The organism is Acidobacteriota bacterium, from assembly GCA_040754075.1.
GTDB lineage: Bacteria > Acidobacteriota > Blastocatellia > UBA7656 > UBA7656 > JBFMDH01.
Window position 1 is genome coordinate 1 of the sequence record JBFMDH010000010.1, and the last position, 15,958, is coordinate 15,958.

Below are 15,958 nucleotides of genomic sequence, written 5' to 3' on the forward strand. Positions count from 1 at the left end.
CGCGTCGCACGAGAGCCGCGTTATATTGTTTCCAGTTGCGGAGGCGATAAGTGCGTTTGGTGTTTTTTTTCTTCACAAATCAAGAATACCAGCACTATCGTCTCCCTGCTTTATGCAACAAAGCCATTCCAAACTATGAAGCCTATTCATAAAGCCGCTTTTTGGATAATTCAATTAATTCATTGTTGGATTCATAAGTGAGATTTTCTCCATCGTATCGCGGTGGATATATCGGATTTTTATAAATCGGGTAAGCTTCGGTGCGCAGATGCGCGAGCATATGATGACCAATGCGGGTTTTGCGTTCGTGGCGAAGCGCCGTGATGTCAACCGGTGCGATGACAATTTTTTCGCCCGCGCCAGGTGAAGCCTGCGCCAGTAAACGACCATCAAAATCGACAACCTGACTGCCACCGGGCCAGGAATACGGCGGATAAAATTTCAACTGTGCGCCCTGATTGGCGGCAACCACATAACCGATATTTTCAAGGGCGCGACAGCGATTAACAATCGTCCACCAGTTCATCGGTTCGGTGGCTCCCCAAGGATCCATGTAAGCCGAAACGCGCACAAAAATTTCCGCTCCGTTGGCAGCCAACTGTCTGATGGCTTCTGGAAAAAGCCAATCATAACAGGTCGCACAGCCAATCTTGCCAATCGCTGTATCGGCTACGGGGAAGAGCGGTTCGTCGTAATCTTCAATATCGTGTGGGCTGGCGTGAACTTCGTAGGGAATCCAGGGATTTACTTTGCGATATTTGTATAGAATGCCTTCCGGGCCGATTAAACAGGTGGTATTGAAAACTACGCGCGGATACTTGTCATCACTCTCAATCATTGAGCCGGATTGAATATAAACATTCATCTCTTTAGCTTTTTCTTCAAGACGGTGGGTGTGTTCATTGGGAATCGGCACCGCCAGTTTGTCTTTCAATTCTTTGACCGTCGGAAAGACCGGCGCGGCGTGCGCAAACTCCGGAAAAACCAGCAGTCGCACAGGCAAAAACGGAGCCGCCCCGGCGATTGCCGAATCAATCATTGAAAGCATTCTTTCCGTATTGGCGCGCATTTGCCGACGGTCAATCGGATTGGCAAAGTCAGTCTGACAGGCCGCCACTGAATAACGAATCGGTTCCATGAAAATGGCTTCCTTAAAATGAAATTTAGGTTTCTGAACTCTGAATAAAAGAGTTTGTCACAAGGTTTATAGCTTTTCAAAACCGCGATGTCTATAAGCAGATGAAAAGAGCTTTAGATAACCGGAAAGGCGTTCAAAATAAAATAGTGATTGATTTTTCGGCGATTTCAAGGGGTTCAATCGGCTTCGATTTTCTTGATGCATTTACTTAAAGCCGCTGGCTGCGACCCCTTTAATGAATTGTTTCTGACCCAAGAAAAATAGCAGGACACTTGGAATAGTGACAAACACCACGGCAGCCATCAATAATGAATACTCCACCTTGAACTGCTCCTGAAAGACCGTCAATCCCAGTTGTACGGTTCGCATATTTCTGGTGCTGGTAAACACCAGGGGCTTGAATAACTCATTCCATTCGGCAATGAACGTGAACATAAACAATGTAGCGAGCGCCGGACGCGAAAGCGGCACCATAATTTTCCAGAGCACCGTCCAACGACTTGCGCCATCCAGGTAGGCGGCTTCTTCGAGTTCATAGGGAATGGTTTTAAAAAATTGAGTAAATAGGAAAATGCCAAAAGCATTTGCCAAAGAAGGCACGATCAATGCCCAGTAGCTATTGACCCAACTGAGTTTGACCAGAACGATAAAAATCGGAATCACCAGAATTTGAAACGGAATAATGATCGTTGCCAGTAAGACAATAAACAATGGGTTTTTGCCGAAAAATTGCATTCTCGCAAAGGCGTAGCCAGCCATTAATGAGGTGATGATTTGCCCGAAAGTTACGCTGAGCGACATCACCAAACTGTTCATAAACTGCCGTAAAAAATTGGTTGCCTTCCAGGCTTCCATATAGTTTTGCCAGTGAAAACTTTTGGGTATCAATGAAAATCCCGAAGACGCATCGGCAGGATTTTGCAGGGAAACGAAAATCATCAAAATAAGCGGCGCAAGAAAAATCAAACAAATGCCGATGATGGCGCTGTATTTGAAATAAATTTGAAGTTTGGAATTTTGCATTTTTACCGGTGATTTGCGAGCGCATTTTAGATGAACCCATCAACCATCAACGCGCCCCCTGTTTAATTTTTCCCTTCGCGGAAGGGAATTCGTTAATCGCTGCTCGCTACGTCGCCTGCGCCTTGCAGACGGAATTGCAACCAGGTGAGCAGCAAAACGATGATGACCATTAAAACCGACACCGCTGCGGCTTGTCCCATATTGCCGAACTTGAAGGCTTTGTCGAAGATGTAATAAACCAGGGTCATCGTCGAACCCACCGGCCCGCCTCGCGTCATCACATACATCTGTTCAAAACTTCGGAAAGCAAAAATGACCGAGATGACCAAAACAAAAAAGGTCGTCGGTTTTAACAATGGCCAGGTGACATAGCGAAACGTTTGCCAGCCGCGCTTGGCTCCATCTATCGAAGCCGCTTCGTAATAGGCATCGGGAATGCCTTGAAGCCCTGCAAGAAACAGTACCATGTTGTATCCCGCCTGTTTCCAGATGGTCATTAAAACCACCGCCGGCATCGCCCATCGTTCGCTTTGTAACCAGTTGATTTTGCCGATGCCGATTGTCTGTAAAAAAGAATTGACGACGCCCTGTTCGTAATTCAACAACCACACAAAAATGACCCCGGCAGCAACCGTTGAAGTCACCACCGGCGTAAATACCGCAGTGCGAAACAGACCGACGCCTTTAATCCTGTCATTCAACAAAAGCGCCAAACCAAGCGATACCGCCATTCCCACCGGCACGGTGATGGCGACATAGTAGAAAGTGTTGAATAGAGCTTTCCAAAAATCGCTCTCCGATAAAATCTCGCTGAAGTTTTTCGTGCCGTTAAAGGTCATTTCATCTTTCAGGATATTCCAGTCATGAAAACTTACCCAGAAGAGTTGCAGCACCGGATAAATCACGAAAACCGCCAGTAAACTCAGCGCCGGGGCGATAAAAAGATAAGCCGTTAAGGTGTCTTTTCTTGCATTCATAAATTTGATAATTGACTGTCTGGCAGCGCGCCAACCGCTGGAGCCATTCGCGCAAAATGGGCTTTCATTTCAACAGGCGATTGACTTCTTCAGCCGCTTTATCGAGTGCTTCCTGTGAAGAATATTTGTCATACAAAGCCGCTTCCAGATACTTGCCCAGTGTCGCCGAGAGGGCAGGATAGGCGGCAATCGAAGGGCGCGTCTTTCCGGTCGGCATCTGCTCGTTATAAGTTTTCATAAAGGGGTTGGCTTGTAAAAATTCCTGAAACGCAATGCTCTGTGCCGCTGATTTCGACACCGGCAAATAACCTGTGTTGATTGCCCAGTCGGTTTGAAAATCGGCGCTCATGATGAATTTCATAAATTCCCATGCGGCACGCTCTTTTTGCGGAGTCGATTTGAATAAAAAAAGCGCTTCGCCGCCAATATTGGTAGCGGCGCGGGCGTTTCGCGGTAAAGGTAAAACGCCAATATCGACAGCCGTTTGCGTTTTCAACGAAGAATAATTCCACGGGCCGTTAATCATCATGGCGACGCGACCCGATAGAAAATCATCGGTTTTATATCCGGCATCGGTTTCCGAAAACACGCCGCTGCCGTCTTTCATAAAAGCCCGCCAGTAATCGAGCGCCTCAACCCCCGCCGGACTATTAAATGCGGCGCGATGATCGGCGGTTAATAATTCGCCGCCCGCTTGCCATAAAAAGCATTGCCAGGTCCACACCGTCCATTCCGAACTGCCAATCGGAATCAGCAAGCCGTGGGTGTTTTCATCGGTTAATAATTGGGCGACGGTTTTAAATTCCTCCCAGGTCTGCGGCAGTTTGTTGATGCCCGCATCGGCAAACATTTTTTTGTTGTAGTAGATGGCAAGATTATTTGCGGAAAACGGCGCGGTATAAATTTTTCCCTGATAGATGCCTGCTTGCCAGAGAAAATCATAGACCTCGTTTTTATTGAAATCCCGATCTTCACCGATCAAATCGTCGAGGGAGCGAAGCGCGCCGGCTTCGGCATATTTCGGAAAAAACGCCGGTGCCCACCACAACAAATCCGGCGGCGTCTTTCCGGCAACCGCTGCATCAAGTTTGGGACCGAGTTGGTCGGCTGCGCCATACACCTGCGCGTCAATAAAAATATCCGCATGGGTTGCATTAAATTCATCAATTTTGGCTTGCAGAACCCGGTTGTTGATTCCCGATTCCATGCCGTGCCAAAAGGTCACCGTCATCGGTTTGGCGTTTCCGGTGACCGTTGAACAATGCAAATTAAAAAATGCGATAGCCAATAACGCTATCGTCGCGACCAGTTTAAATTTCACTTTGAAAAATAATTTTTGGTTCATCGAAACCGGTTTAACCCTTTAAAGAAATACTTGCGAAACCACCGGGAAGGGAATCAAGGCTGATAAAATTTTTGTCGCTCTTGCAATTATTCCTAAATCAATCCAAACCGCCGGTGGGCTTTTGATGAATGACTGGGTGAAGGTTTCAATCCCTCAAATCGCCAACCCGCTATCGGCGTCAAAAAAGCGCGCTCGGGTTAAATCAATTGAAAGCTCTCGCGTTTCGTCCGGGTTGATGGCGATTGTCGGATCGAATCTGGCAATCAACTCATGTCCGTTTGCCGAAAGCGTCGCAAACGTATCGCTTCCCATGCGTTCAAGCACTTCAACTTTTGCAGTGAATTTTGAAACCGCAGAAGGATGGTTGATATTTATCCACTCAGGGCGAATCCCCATAGTGACCTGTCGGTTAGCCAGTTCAGGCTTCACCTGATTGACATCAAGTTGCAGCGAGCCGGTATCGAATTTCAAACCACCGTTTCCGAGAACGATTTTGCCGCTTAATAAATTCATTGCCGGGCTGCCGATGAATCCGGCAACAAAAGTATTTGCAGGGTGATTATAAACTTCAAGCGGCGCGCCGATCTGTTGAACCACACCGTCTTTTAAAACCATTAACCGGTCACCCATGCTCATCGCTTCCAGTTGATCATGGGTCACATAAATCATAGTAGCTTTCAGGCGTTTATGGAGTTTGATTAACTCCGAGCGCATCGCCACACGCAATTTCGCATCAAGGTTACTCAGCGGTTCGTCAAATAAAAAAAGTCTGGGCTGGCGAACGATAGCGCGACCGACGGCGACGCGCTGGCGTTGTCCGCCCGATAAGGCTTTGGGTTTGCGCTCAAGGTATTGGGTCAAATCCAAAATGTCTGCGGCTTGGCGCACCCGTTTATCAATTTCAGCTTTTGGATACTTTCGCATCTTTAAGCCAAAAGCCATATTTTCATAAACCGTCATGTGCGGATAAAGCGCATAATTTTGAAAAACCATGGCAATGTCGCGGTCTTTTGCCGCCAGGTCATTCACCAGTTTGCCGCCGATATAAAGTTCGCCTTCGGAAATTTCTTCCAACCCGGCGACCATTCTGAGCAAGGTGGATTTCCCGCAGCCCGAGGGTCCGACCAGAATAATAAATTCACCGTCGGCGATTTCGAGATTGACATTCGCTACGGCGCGAACTTCACCCGCATAGCGTTTCGAGATATTTTTGAGCGACACATCAGCCATAGGTTTCTATTTAAAAAGCTGCTTGGTTAAGACCGATAAATTTTTCAGATGATTTCCTGTAAAACATCCAGACTGAATCGCGGCGTTGCGCCTGCCTGAGTCGCCACCCAGGAACCCAGACGATTGGCTGCCTTACTGATTTTTTCGAGACTGCTGCCGCGCAGGTAATGGTGCGCCATCGCCGCTGTAAAAGCATCCCCTGCGCCTACCGCATCGCGCACGGTTACGGATAAGCCGTGATGCAGATAAAAATTATTTTCGGTTACCAGCAAACTTCCGCTTGCCCCCTTGGTCACGCAAACCATTTTGAGGTTATGCCTGTCAAGCAAGCGTTTGGCGATGGCTAACTCATCGCCGCCATCAACGGCAAACAAATTTGCGAGATAGTGAAATTCCTGCTCATTCACCTTTAAAAGATTTGCCAGATTCAACGCCTCTTCAATGACTTCAAAGGTGTAAAAAGGTTTGCGCAAATTCACATCAAAAATTTTCAATGCGGCGTTTTTTGAAGCCTTGAGAAATTCGCTTATCGAGTCTTTTGAAACGGCGCTTCGTTGCGCCAGCGTGCCAAAACAGATGACATCGGCTTGCGCTGCAAGGGCTTGCCATTGTGCGGTAAATTCCAAAAAATCCCAGGCGACATTTGAGTTGATGATAAAATTTGGCTGACCGCAGGCATCGACCTCAACATCAACCGTTCCGGTCGGATGCAGTTTATCGATTTGAATGTATTGCGTATCGAGGTCATTTTCCTGCAACCCGGCGAGCGCTTCTTTACCGTTTAAATCCACGCCAATCCGACTTGCGATGATGCCAAGATTGCCGAGTTGGGCTGCGTGGTAAGCGAAATTCGCCGGCGCACCGCCCAGTTTTTTCCCGTTCGGTAATTGATCCCAAAGCAATTCACCAATTCCCACAAATAACTTTGGGTCTTTATTCGTCAGGCTTGAATCTGTAAAGCTCAAGGTTTATCCGCTAACCAATTTCAGAGAGCCATCGTCATGAAAAATGGTTTTCAAAGGGTCAGAAAGCCCGCCAACAAAATGCCCGCTCGCATCGCTCCAAACAAAACCGAAAAAGGTCGGATGATTTTCGGTTTCAGGATGTAAAAGCTTACCGGCGTATAAGCCTTTGGCAAACAGTTTTGCCGGAGACTCAAGCGCCGGGATGCCTTGAAAATCGAAGGGCAGCAACGGCGACCGCATATAATAAGTTCCGGTCTGGCATTCGCTCAACGGGTAACGCTCGCGTCGCGCTCGCGAACAATCTTTTTCCTGCGCGCAGAAAATCAAATAAAACCGTTTGCCATTTTCAAACCTGCGCCAGAAAACCTGTGGGACTTCGAGTTGATAAAATTCATCCGAAGCGACCAGTATCTGTGGTTCGCCATCGTGCCAGTTTTCTATATCTGGCGATTCCAGAAAGGCGATTGCGCCGCCAGCATCGATCATCGTCCGGGCTTGATAAGCGGCGGGGTCAGATTCAGGATTGAGGCGGGCACAAATAAAGGCAAAAAATTTCCGGTTTTCAAAAATAACGAAAGGGTCGCGCCAGGCGACGCCATCAAATTTGCCAACGCCGGGATTTCGGATTGCCGGTTGAATTTTACTTTCCGCAATTCTTTCCCACGACCGTAAATCACTGGATTGGGCAATCCCGATTTGCTGCGCTCGCTGCCATTCCGCAGGCGTCCAACGCCGGGCATCCTGTTTACCACGCGCCGTGTAAAAAAGATAAAACCAGCCGTTCGTCGGATGTTCAATAATCGACCCTGTCCAGATGGACAGATTGTCCCAAGCGTGATTTTCCGAAGCCGTAAAAACGGTTCCCTCATCTCGCCACCCATGAGGAGTTAAGGTCGCCTGACCTATCGAGGATAGATTGTGTCTGAGGTCTGGGTTGTAGCCGCATTGGGGTTTTGAAGCTTGCAGATAAAAGAGGTGGAGATTGCCCGCCCGTTCAGCAAACCAAAAATCCCAAAAATATTTATTATCGGGAAGCCAGGTCATTTTTTATCTCTCTACCAATTGTTCTTCGCCCGCTTCCTGAATAGGTGAATCCGTTGAAAACGGCTACCGTAGCCAGTTTCGTGGCGAAGGTAATTCGGAGTTCCGCCCAGAGAGTGAAGCAATTGCTTCTCAGCCTTAAATCCGAGGGCGGAACTCCAAACCTTTGAAATTTTTACAACCTTAGTTTTTCGACGGGGAGAGAGTAGGTTGAACAACTCAGACCTAAGCCCCATTCTTTAATCACTGATTGGGGTGGAGGTTTACTTTTCGCGCGTTTGAAAAATCGGTGGCTGATTTGAAATCAAAAGATTCAAACCAGCCACCGAGGTTGATGGCAACGCGAAGGTTGCCTTAATAGGTGAAGCGCAGCCCGAACTGGAACTGCCGCATTTGCGCGCCGGCAGCCAATCCAGTGATGCGACCTGCATTGCTGGTTGGTCCGCAATCTACGCAGGTATCCGGTTGCCCAAGATTGACGTGGTTGAACACGTTGAACGACTCGATGCGGAACTCCAATTTTTTGGTTTCGGAAATCTGGAATTTCTTGAACAGTGAAGCATCAGTGTTAAAGAAGCGCGGCCCGCGCAAGGTGTTGCGACCGACATTTCCAAATTGCCCAGTGGCAGCTTTCGCCCAGGGAGTTCCCGACCCAATGCCTACCGCAAACCAATTAAATTGCGTTCTGTCGCCATCCGGGTCACCAACCAGATCAGGCCGGCAGGGACCGGAGTTGACCGAACAGTTTGCGCCTGTCACCGAAGGCGTAAACGGTAAGCCGCTCGACCAGGTGGACACCGTATTGATTTGCCAGCCGCCGAAGATTAAATCCATCGCTTTGGAGGCGTTACCCAATAGGGCTTTTCCGCGTCCGATTGGCAAATCCCACACGTTTGAGAAGAAGAACAGATGCGTGCGGTCTTCATCCGTCGGGCCGCGTCCAACTGACCGGTCATGGATGAAATAATCGGAGTCGTTGAATCGAGCCGCGGCGAGCGTGTAATGCGCCAGAATGCTCAGCCCCGAAAAACGGGTTTCAAACTTCGTCTGCAAGGCGTTGTAACGATTGTCTGCGCAGTTACAGAAGAAATCGATTCCCTGTGTCCAGCCGAACTTATTGAAGAACGGTTTGCGTCTGTCTGCATCCGGCTGATTCAGATCGCTGACCGGTTGGTTGATGTTAAATGCCGGCCCGTTTCCTGCAAATACATGCGTGCCTTTGTTGCCGACATAGCCGACTTCCACCGAAGTGTTTTGCTTGAGTTGATGCTGAACCGTGACGTTCCAGGCATCAACCGTAGGCAAAGTTTGCGTGAAAGGTCTGGCTCTGGCGAATACCCCATTGGGCAAGGGAATCTTGCCGTTTGACGGCACATCAACAAAGACCGGCGCCGGAGGTCCTGATGCCAGGGTGAATACACGATTGAAACCGGAAGTCGAGAGGTCTTGCGCTGAAAGCACCGGCAGGTTTTGCGTTACCGTATGTCCGAACAATGAGCCGAACACGCCGATGTCAAAGCTTCTGCCGTAACCTGCGCGAATGACCGTTTTTTCCGTCCATTGATAAGCGATGCCTAAACGCGGCGCAAGGGCTTTATAGGTCGGGTCAACATTGAAATGTTTATTGACCTCACCAATGCCGCCGACAAACAATTCGCCGGTTTCAAGGTTTAACAAACTGCCATCGCCGTTTTCTTTTACTCTTTCGGGGAAAATCAGTTCCCAACGCAGCCCGTAATTGAGGGTGAGTTTTTGACTCTTGCGCCAGGTGTCTTGCCCATAGAAGAACCAACGGCGTTGGCGTTCGGCGGCGGTCGTGGTTCTTCCGACATAGCGTTGGAAGTTGCTCACATCACCAAGTAAGAATGTGGCGATGCCAAGCCCTTCATCCTGCACTGTACCATTGGCGTTGAAATTAGACGTGCGCCCCGGTTCAAACCGCAGTTGTCCGGCGCGATGCGCATCCGATGGCACACGCAAGTTCATCGCATAGCGAATATCGCCACCGGTTTTATAGGTGTGATTGCCGTTGATGAAACTCCAGTTGTTGACAAATTGGAATTGTTGTTCTTGCTGATCGAGCGGGCAATTGCATTGATTCACATCCAGCGAATAACCGATTTTGAAACCGCCGAGTCCGCGAATCCCAAAATCAGGCAAACCCGAAGTGAAGAAATCATCCACATTGAGTCCCGGAATTCCCAAATCGGATGCCGGACTGGTGCCCACGCCACCCGGCAAAACATTCACCCGATAGCGGAAGAAACCAAACCGAAAATCGGTAATTCTGTTGGTCGAGAAAGTTTTGTCAAACCCGAAAGCCACCGATTGATTGCGAACATCCGAGGTGCCTGCAAAAAAGATATTGTCGAATGCTTCGCCGCCCAGCGCTTCGCCAAAAGCGCCCGGTGCCGTCTTTTTAAACTGCGCGTAGCTGTAACGCCCAAACAGATGCAGCGTATCGCTCCAATAATGGTCATTGCGAATATTGAACTGGTCGCTATTGAACGATTCCGTGCCGGACGCTGAATAGTTGTTCTGAATGCCCGGCGCGTTAGGCAATGGCAGCAGATTGAGTAACGCGATGGCTTGCGGTGACAAGCGATTTGCAGGTATACGCGCATTGGCAAATTGACTGCGTCCCGTACCGATAGCTGAACCGGTTGTCGGGTCGTAAATATTTCTGCCATACTCGCTCAAATCACCGGTTCGCGCTCTGGCAGTGGGTACGGTGGTCAACTTTGACCCCCCGTTTTTACGGCGGGTTCCCTGATAATCGCCAAAGATGAAATTTTTATCTTTGAGGATTCGCCAACCCGCAGACCCGCCAAATTGATTCCACAAGGTATCGGGAATCGCTTTGCCGGTTAGCGGGTTGTCGGCAAATTGCGAAAAGGGATTGCGGGCGCTGGTGACGTCATTGCGACGAAACTCGAACAAACTGCCGTGCAAGTCGTTGCTTCCCGATTTGGTCTGCGCGGTGACTACGCCAGCGATTGCCAGACCGAATTCAGCATCATAATTCTGCGTGGTAATCTTGGATTCAACCGTGCCTTCCAACGTCGGGTTGATGACGATAATTCCTAAAATCGGGTCTTGATTGTCTGTGCCATCCAACTGAAACGAAGTTCCGCTGAAATGCTGCCCGTTGACCATAATCTGCACCGAGCCTTGCGGATTTTCGCTTGATGCATGCTGCCAGCCGAGTTGTTGGGTGCCGGGCGTAAGCAGCAAAAACTTGGTGAAGTTGCGATCCAGAATCGGCAATTCCGTGAGTTGCCGTTGATCAAAAGTTGTGGCGACATCGGCGCGGTCGGTCTTCAAGGAAATCTGTTGCGTATCGGCAGAGATGTTCACCTGCTCGGTTACTGCGCCGACTTCCATTGCAATATCCGTGCGCGAGGCGACGTCTGCGCGCACCTCCACCTCTTGCGTCGCGGTTTTATATCCCTGATTTTCAACTTTGACGCTGTAGCGACCGGGGATTAAGTGTGTGACTGTGTAGTTGCCATCGTCATTGGTTTTTACGACGGTCGTAATATTTTTCGTTAAATCGGTAACCGTAACCGTTGCGCCTGAAACGGCATCGCCTTTCTGGTCGGTCACTGTTCCGATAATGCTTCCGTAAACAGCCTGTGCGAATGTGTTTGCAGATAACAAGGTGAAAGCTAACACCAGACTGAATACCAGCAGCGGTATTTTGCTTCTTTGCATTTTAGGTGCCTCCTGTGGGATTAACTTCCAAGTACATCGGAAACCCGGATACCCGGAAAGTTGGCTGCTTGGAATCGAATAAAAAATATAAAACCTATGGTTAGATTTCTTATTCGATTTGAAACTGCTTTTCCCAATCCTTAATTTTCGGAAAAGGTATGAGAGCTGTAAGCTTCCTCTATTTTATTATTTCTAATTCTGATAATTAATTCGTCTAATTTAAGGCGCAAAAGTTATAGCTCAGCTTAGATAAATCGGTCAAGTCGACTATATAAAATCTGTAATAACAAATTATCTGAACTTGTAAAGCATTTGAAATCACATTGAACCGAAAAATTGAAAGTTGTAATATCAACTGGCGTTTTTCAGTGGACTACATGCTTTACAGGTTCAAAACGATCAACGGATGAAAAAGCCCAAACATTTTCACATCTATCAGGAGTTGCATAACGCAATTGTCGGCGGCAGGTATGAGATCGGGCATCGCCTGCCGAGCGAAGCGCAACTGGTTGAACAATTCTCGACCTCCAGACCCACGGTCGCCCGCGCCCTCAGAGAATTGCAATATCAAGGCTTGATTGAACGGCGGGCAGGTTCCGGGAGTTATGTTCGTAAAATTACCTCGGTGCGCACAGATTTATTCGGACTGCTGATACCGGGTCTTGGGGAAACGGAAATTTTTGAGCCGATATGTCGCGAAATGTCGCGGTTTTCCGAAGAGAGCCGCCACGCTTTATTGTGGGGCGATACGACGAGCGAATCCTTAGCCATTGAAGAACAAGCCAAACAACTGTGCCAGTTGCAAATCGCCAGAAAAGTTTCGGGAGTCTTTTTTGCGCCACTCGAATTTTCTCCGAATAAAAATCAGGTGAATCAGCAAATTACTAACGATTTGCAAAAAGCCCATATCCCGGTGGTGTTGCTGGATCGCTGTATTTATGAACACCCGCGCCGCAGCCCCTTCGATTTGGTCGGGATTGATAATTGTCGCGCCGGCTTCGTCATCACCGAACACCTTTTAAAATTAGGGTGCAAACGTATCGGCTTCTTAGCTCGCGAAGGCTCAGCGCCGACCGTTGATGCGCGGATTGCGGGTTATCACATCGCTTTGCTTCAACATGGGGTGACGCCTCGAAAAAATATGGTCTGGTGGGGCGACCCTGCGGATGAAAATTTTGTTAAAGGCATCATCAATAAACATGACCTGGAAGCCTTTGTCTGCGCCAATGATGATACGGCGGCGCATTTGATGCACACCCTGGATAAACTGGGAGCGCGGATTCCGCAGGATTACCGCATCGTCGGATTTGACGATGTCAAATATGCCAAGTTACTGAAAGTTCCTTTAACGACGATACACCAACCGTGCAAGCGTATCGGCGAGGTCGCGGTTAAAACCATGGTGGATCGCATCGAATATCCGAATTTACCAACCCGTGACGTGTTGCTGGATTTTCACCTGGTGGTGCGGGAATCGTGCGGCGTCAATCTCAAAAAGAAAAAGTAGTTGATGCGATGTCAACCGCTCAACGGTTCAGCCAATCGTGATTTGAAAAATTGATAAGCCCGAAAGCCATGATGAGCCGAATAGCCGTTCGGTTTTTTTATCCGTTCGTATGAAAAAAAAATCAATCAATTTATTGTTTATCTTAGGCATGATATTGCTTCTGTGGGTAACTGCGGTTTCGCAAACTACCACAACCCAATCAACTGCCGGTCAGCCCAGCGAAATTGAACGCGCGCAAACCCTTTTGACAAGCGGAAAACTTGACGAAGCCATCGCTTTGCTTTCCGAACTTCAGAAATCCGCGACCAATGAATCGCAGGTCAACCACCTGATGGCGCTCGCCTACTATCAAAAAAACAATTTTCAAAAAGCCATCGAATTTTTTCTGCTCTCCTCGAAACAATCTGCGGCAAACAGTAAACAACAAAGACAGGCAATCCAGTTGCTCGCCATGTCTTATTACTATCTCGGGCAGGTGAAAGAGGCGATTCCCCATTTTGAACAGGCGGTTGCCTGGATGCCGGATAATTCTGAGATGAATTATGCGCTGGGGCTTTGTTACATCAAAACCCAAAACCCCGATAAATCGCGCGAAGCCTTTGCGCGAATGTTTGCTGTGGCGAACGCTACGGCGGCGGCGTATCTGCTCAATGCCCAGATGTTGATGCGCGAAAATATCGAAGCTGCCGCCGAAAAAGAGTTATTGAAAGCCCTCGAACTCGACCCGAAAATTCCGCAAGCCAATTTCTTACTGGGAGAAATCGCCATTTACAAAGCCAATGTTGACGCGGGCATCGACTATTTGAAAAAAGAGATTGCCCTCAATCCGGCATTTGCGATGGCGCATTACCGACTGGGCGAAGCCTACACGCGGCAATTGAAATGGGATTTGAGCATTGCGCCATTGCAGAAATCCATCTGGTTGAATCCGCTCTTTAGCGGTCCCTATATCGTGTTGGGCAAGGTCTATTTGAAGACCGGAAACCTTGCCAACTCCGAAGCCATGTTAAGACGCGCCATTCAAATCGACCCGAACAACTACTCCGCACATCACCTGCTTGCGCAAACTCTCCAGCAAATGAATCGCCTCGAAGAAGCGAAACGCGAATTCGAGATTGCCGCTAAACTCCAATCAATTTCCGAAAGATGAGGCATCAGGTGTTGCCAGGAACTCCAAAATATTTTTGTACTTTGTGCTTTGTACTTTGTGCTTTGGCTCTCATTCTCATTTTGTCAACTTTGACTAAACACAACTACATTGAGGTTTATTGCAAAGCACAAAGTACAAAGCACAAAGTACCGAGTACCAAGCCCCAAGCATCAAGCACCACCGCCGGTTTTAATTTCACCGATATTGCAAAAGCGGCGGGACTGATTGAACCAACGATTTATGGCGGGGTTGAAAAAAAGCGCTACATCATCGAAACCAACGGTTGCGGGGTGGCTTTTTTCGATTTTGATAATGATGGCTGGCTTGATGTTTTTATGTTGAATGGTTCGCGCCTTGAAAGTTTTCCCAAAGGCAATGAACCAACCAGTAAACTTTACCGCAATAATCGTAACGGCAGCTTTACGGATGTCACAGCAAAAGCCGGTCTTGCCCGTACAGGATTTGCCTCGGCGATTTGCGTCGGCGATTTTGATAATGATGGCTTTGACGATTTATTCACCACCTACTGGGGGCAAAATGTGTTGTATCGCAATAATCGCAACGGCAGCTTCACGGATGTCACCGAAAAAGCCGGGGTCGCAATCAGGGGCACACGCTGGGGTTCGGGTTGCACATTCATCGATTATGACCGTGACGGAGATGTGGATTTGTTCGTCGCCAACTATTTGATTTTTGATTTGGCGACAGCGCCCGAACCCGGCAAAGGCGCGAACTGTTTCTGGAAAGGCGTGCCGATTAACTGTGGACCCAAGGGACTGCCAACAGATACCAATTTGCTCTATCGCAATAATGGCAACGGCACGTTTACCGATGTCTCGGAAAGTTCAAACATTAATAAAGTCGTAAATCGTTACGCGATGACCGCCGTGGTGACGGATTTCAATAATGACGGTTGGTCGGATATTTATGTTGCCTGCGATTCGACGGCAAGCATTCTCTACCGCAACAACAAAGACGGCACGTTTACCGATGTCGCGTTGGAAACCGGCTCGGCGTTTAACGAAGATGGACAGGCGCAGGCAGGGATGGGCGTGGGACTGGGCGATTACAATAACGATGGCTTGCCGGATATTTTCAAAACTCATTTCGCCGACGATTTGCCTGTGCTTTATAAAAATTCGGGGCGCGGGTTTTTTGAAGACGCTTCGCGACTGGCGGGCTTTGACCATACGCCTTATGTGCAGTGGGGAACCGGACTCATTGATTTTGATAATGACGGCTGGTCGGATATTTTAACCGTCACCGGAAATGTCTACCCTGAAATCGAAAAAGTTTTTAAAGAATACCCGCATCAAACCCCACGTCTGATTTATCGCAATCTCGGCAACGGGCGTTTTCAGGATGTGACCAAACTAAGCGGCACAGCGATTAATGAACCGCATTCCAGTCGCGGTTGCGCGTTCGCTGATTTCGACAATGACGGTGATGTGGATGTATTGATTATGAATATGAATGCAGCGCCGACGTTACTGAGGAATGAATACAACACTGTAGGGAAACCGGGAGTAAATAATTGGCTGACCATAAAACTCATCGGCACCAGGTCGAATCGTTCGGCGATTGGTTCACAGGTGAGATTAAAAACCGGCGGTCGTGTGCAACTTCAAGAAGTAACCAGTCAAGCGAGTTATTATTCAACCAATGATTTGCGCGTCCATTATGGGCTTGGCGCAAACACCAAAGCCGATGAAGTGGAAATCCGTTGGACTAACGGTCAAACCGAAATTTTCAAAAACCTCAACGCCAATCAGATTGTCAAAATCAAAGAAGGCGACAGCCTTTTAAAAAGTAAAAAGGCAAAAGTAAAAAGGCAAAAGTAAAAAATCGTTTATCCTTACATTGCCTTT

Annotated in this window: 11 protein-coding genes; 3 read left to right on the top strand and 8 right to left on the bottom strand. The window is 48.3% G+C overall.

From position 1 onward, the window contains the following. Positions 1-142 precede the first annotated feature (142 nt). From AB1757_12625 to AB1757_12660, 8 genes are all read right to left on the bottom strand, one after another. Positions 143-1,138 (bottom strand): nitrilase-related carbon-nitrogen hydrolase, encoded by a 996-nt coding sequence (locus AB1757_12625; GenBank protein MEW6127875.1) that lies wholly within the window; start codon positions 1,136-1,138, stop codon positions 143-145. Positions 1,139-1,342: 204 nt separating this feature from the next. Continuing rightward, the gene (locus AB1757_12630; GenBank protein ID MEW6127876.1) at positions 1,343-2,161 is read right to left on the bottom strand and encodes a carbohydrate ABC transporter permease; all 819 of its coding nucleotides are present in this window, start codon (positions 2,159-2,161) and stop codon (positions 1,343-1,345) included. Between the two features lie 92 nt (positions 2,162-2,253). Further along, on the bottom strand, positions 2,254-3,138 hold the full coding sequence (locus AB1757_12635) for a sugar ABC transporter permease (GenBank protein MEW6127877.1): 885 nt from the start codon (positions 3,136-3,138) through the stop codon (positions 2,254-2,256). A gap of 64 nt (positions 3,139-3,202) precedes the next feature. Further along, a complete protein-coding gene (locus tag AB1757_12640; protein ID MEW6127878.1) occupies positions 3,203-4,483 on the bottom strand; it encodes an ABC transporter substrate-binding protein in 1,281 nt (426 codons plus the stop codon). 153 nt (positions 4,484-4,636) lie between these two features. Next, positions 4,637-5,713, bottom strand: coding sequence for a sn-glycerol-3-phosphate ABC transporter ATP-binding protein UgpC (gene ugpC / locus AB1757_12645; GenBank protein ID MEW6127879.1), 1,077 nt, complete (start codon positions 5,711-5,713; stop codon positions 4,637-4,639). Positions 5,714-5,757: 44 nt separating this feature from the next. After that, positions 5,758-6,678, bottom strand: coding sequence for a carbohydrate kinase (locus AB1757_12650; GenBank protein ID MEW6127880.1), 921 nt, complete (start codon positions 6,676-6,678; stop codon positions 5,758-5,760). Positions 6,679-6,681: 3 nt separating this feature from the next. Further along, complete coding sequence (locus AB1757_12655) at positions 6,682-7,722, bottom strand: hypothetical protein (GenBank protein MEW6127881.1); 1,041 nt, start codon at positions 7,720-7,722, stop codon at positions 6,682-6,684. Positions 7,723-8,073: 351 nt separating this feature from the next. Beyond that, positions 8,074-11,433 (bottom strand): TonB-dependent receptor, encoded by a 3,360-nt coding sequence (locus AB1757_12660; protein MEW6127882.1) that lies wholly within the window; start codon positions 11,431-11,433, stop codon positions 8,074-8,076. Positions 11,434-11,839: 406 nt separating this feature from the next. Here AB1757_12660 and AB1757_12665 point away from each other — a divergent pair, with 406 nt between their 5' ends. From AB1757_12665 to AB1757_12675, 3 genes are all read left to right on the top strand, one after another. Next, entirely contained in the window at positions 11,840-12,940 is a 1,101-nt protein-coding gene (locus tag AB1757_12665) for a GntR family transcriptional regulator (GenBank protein ID MEW6127883.1), read from the top strand. Between the two features lie 109 nt (positions 12,941-13,049). Beyond that, entirely contained in the window at positions 13,050-14,090 is a 1,041-nt protein-coding gene (locus AB1757_12670) for a tetratricopeptide repeat protein (protein ID MEW6127884.1), read from the top strand. An 89-nt stretch (positions 14,091-14,179) separates the two neighbouring features. Further along, the gene (locus tag AB1757_12675; GenBank protein MEW6127885.1) at positions 14,180-15,931 is read left to right on the top strand and encodes a CRTAC1 family protein; all 1,752 of its coding nucleotides are present in this window, start codon (positions 14,180-14,182) and stop codon (positions 15,929-15,931) included. The last annotated feature ends 27 nt before the right edge of the window (positions 15,932-15,958 follow it).

What these genes read in the sequence shown, in the direction of transcription:
- AB1757_12625 (MEW6127875.1), bottom strand. Translation starts at nt 1,138, where the DNA reads ATGGAACCGATTCGTTATTCAGTGGCGGCCTGTCAGACTGACTTTGCC.
- AB1757_12630 (MEW6127876.1), bottom strand. Translation starts at nt 2,161, where the DNA reads ATGCAAAATTCCAAACTTCAAATTTATTTCAAATACAGCGCCATCATC.
- AB1757_12635 (MEW6127877.1), bottom strand. Translation starts at nt 3,138, where the DNA reads ATGAATGCAAGAAAAGACACCTTAACGGCTTATCTTTTTATCGCCCCG.
- AB1757_12640 (MEW6127878.1), bottom strand. Translation starts at nt 4,483, where the DNA reads ATGAACCAAAAATTATTTTTCAAAGTGAAATTTAAACTGGTCGCGACG.
- ugpC (MEW6127879.1), bottom strand. Translation starts at nt 5,713, where the DNA reads ATGGCTGATGTGTCGCTCAAAAATATCTCGAAACGCTATGCGGGTGAA.
- AB1757_12655 (MEW6127881.1), bottom strand. Translation starts at nt 7,722, where the DNA reads ATGACCTGGCTTCCCGATAATAAATATTTTTGGGATTTTTGGTTTGCT.
- AB1757_12660 (MEW6127882.1), bottom strand. Translation starts at nt 11,433, where the DNA reads ATGCAAAGAAGCAAAATACCGCTGCTGGTATTCAGTCTGGTGTTAGCT.
- AB1757_12665 (MEW6127883.1), top strand. Translation starts at nt 11,840, where the DNA reads ATGAAAAAGCCCAAACATTTTCACATCTATCAGGAGTTGCATAACGCA.
- AB1757_12670 (MEW6127884.1), top strand. Translation starts at nt 13,050, where the DNA reads ATGAAAAAAAAATCAATCAATTTATTGTTTATCTTAGGCATGATATTG.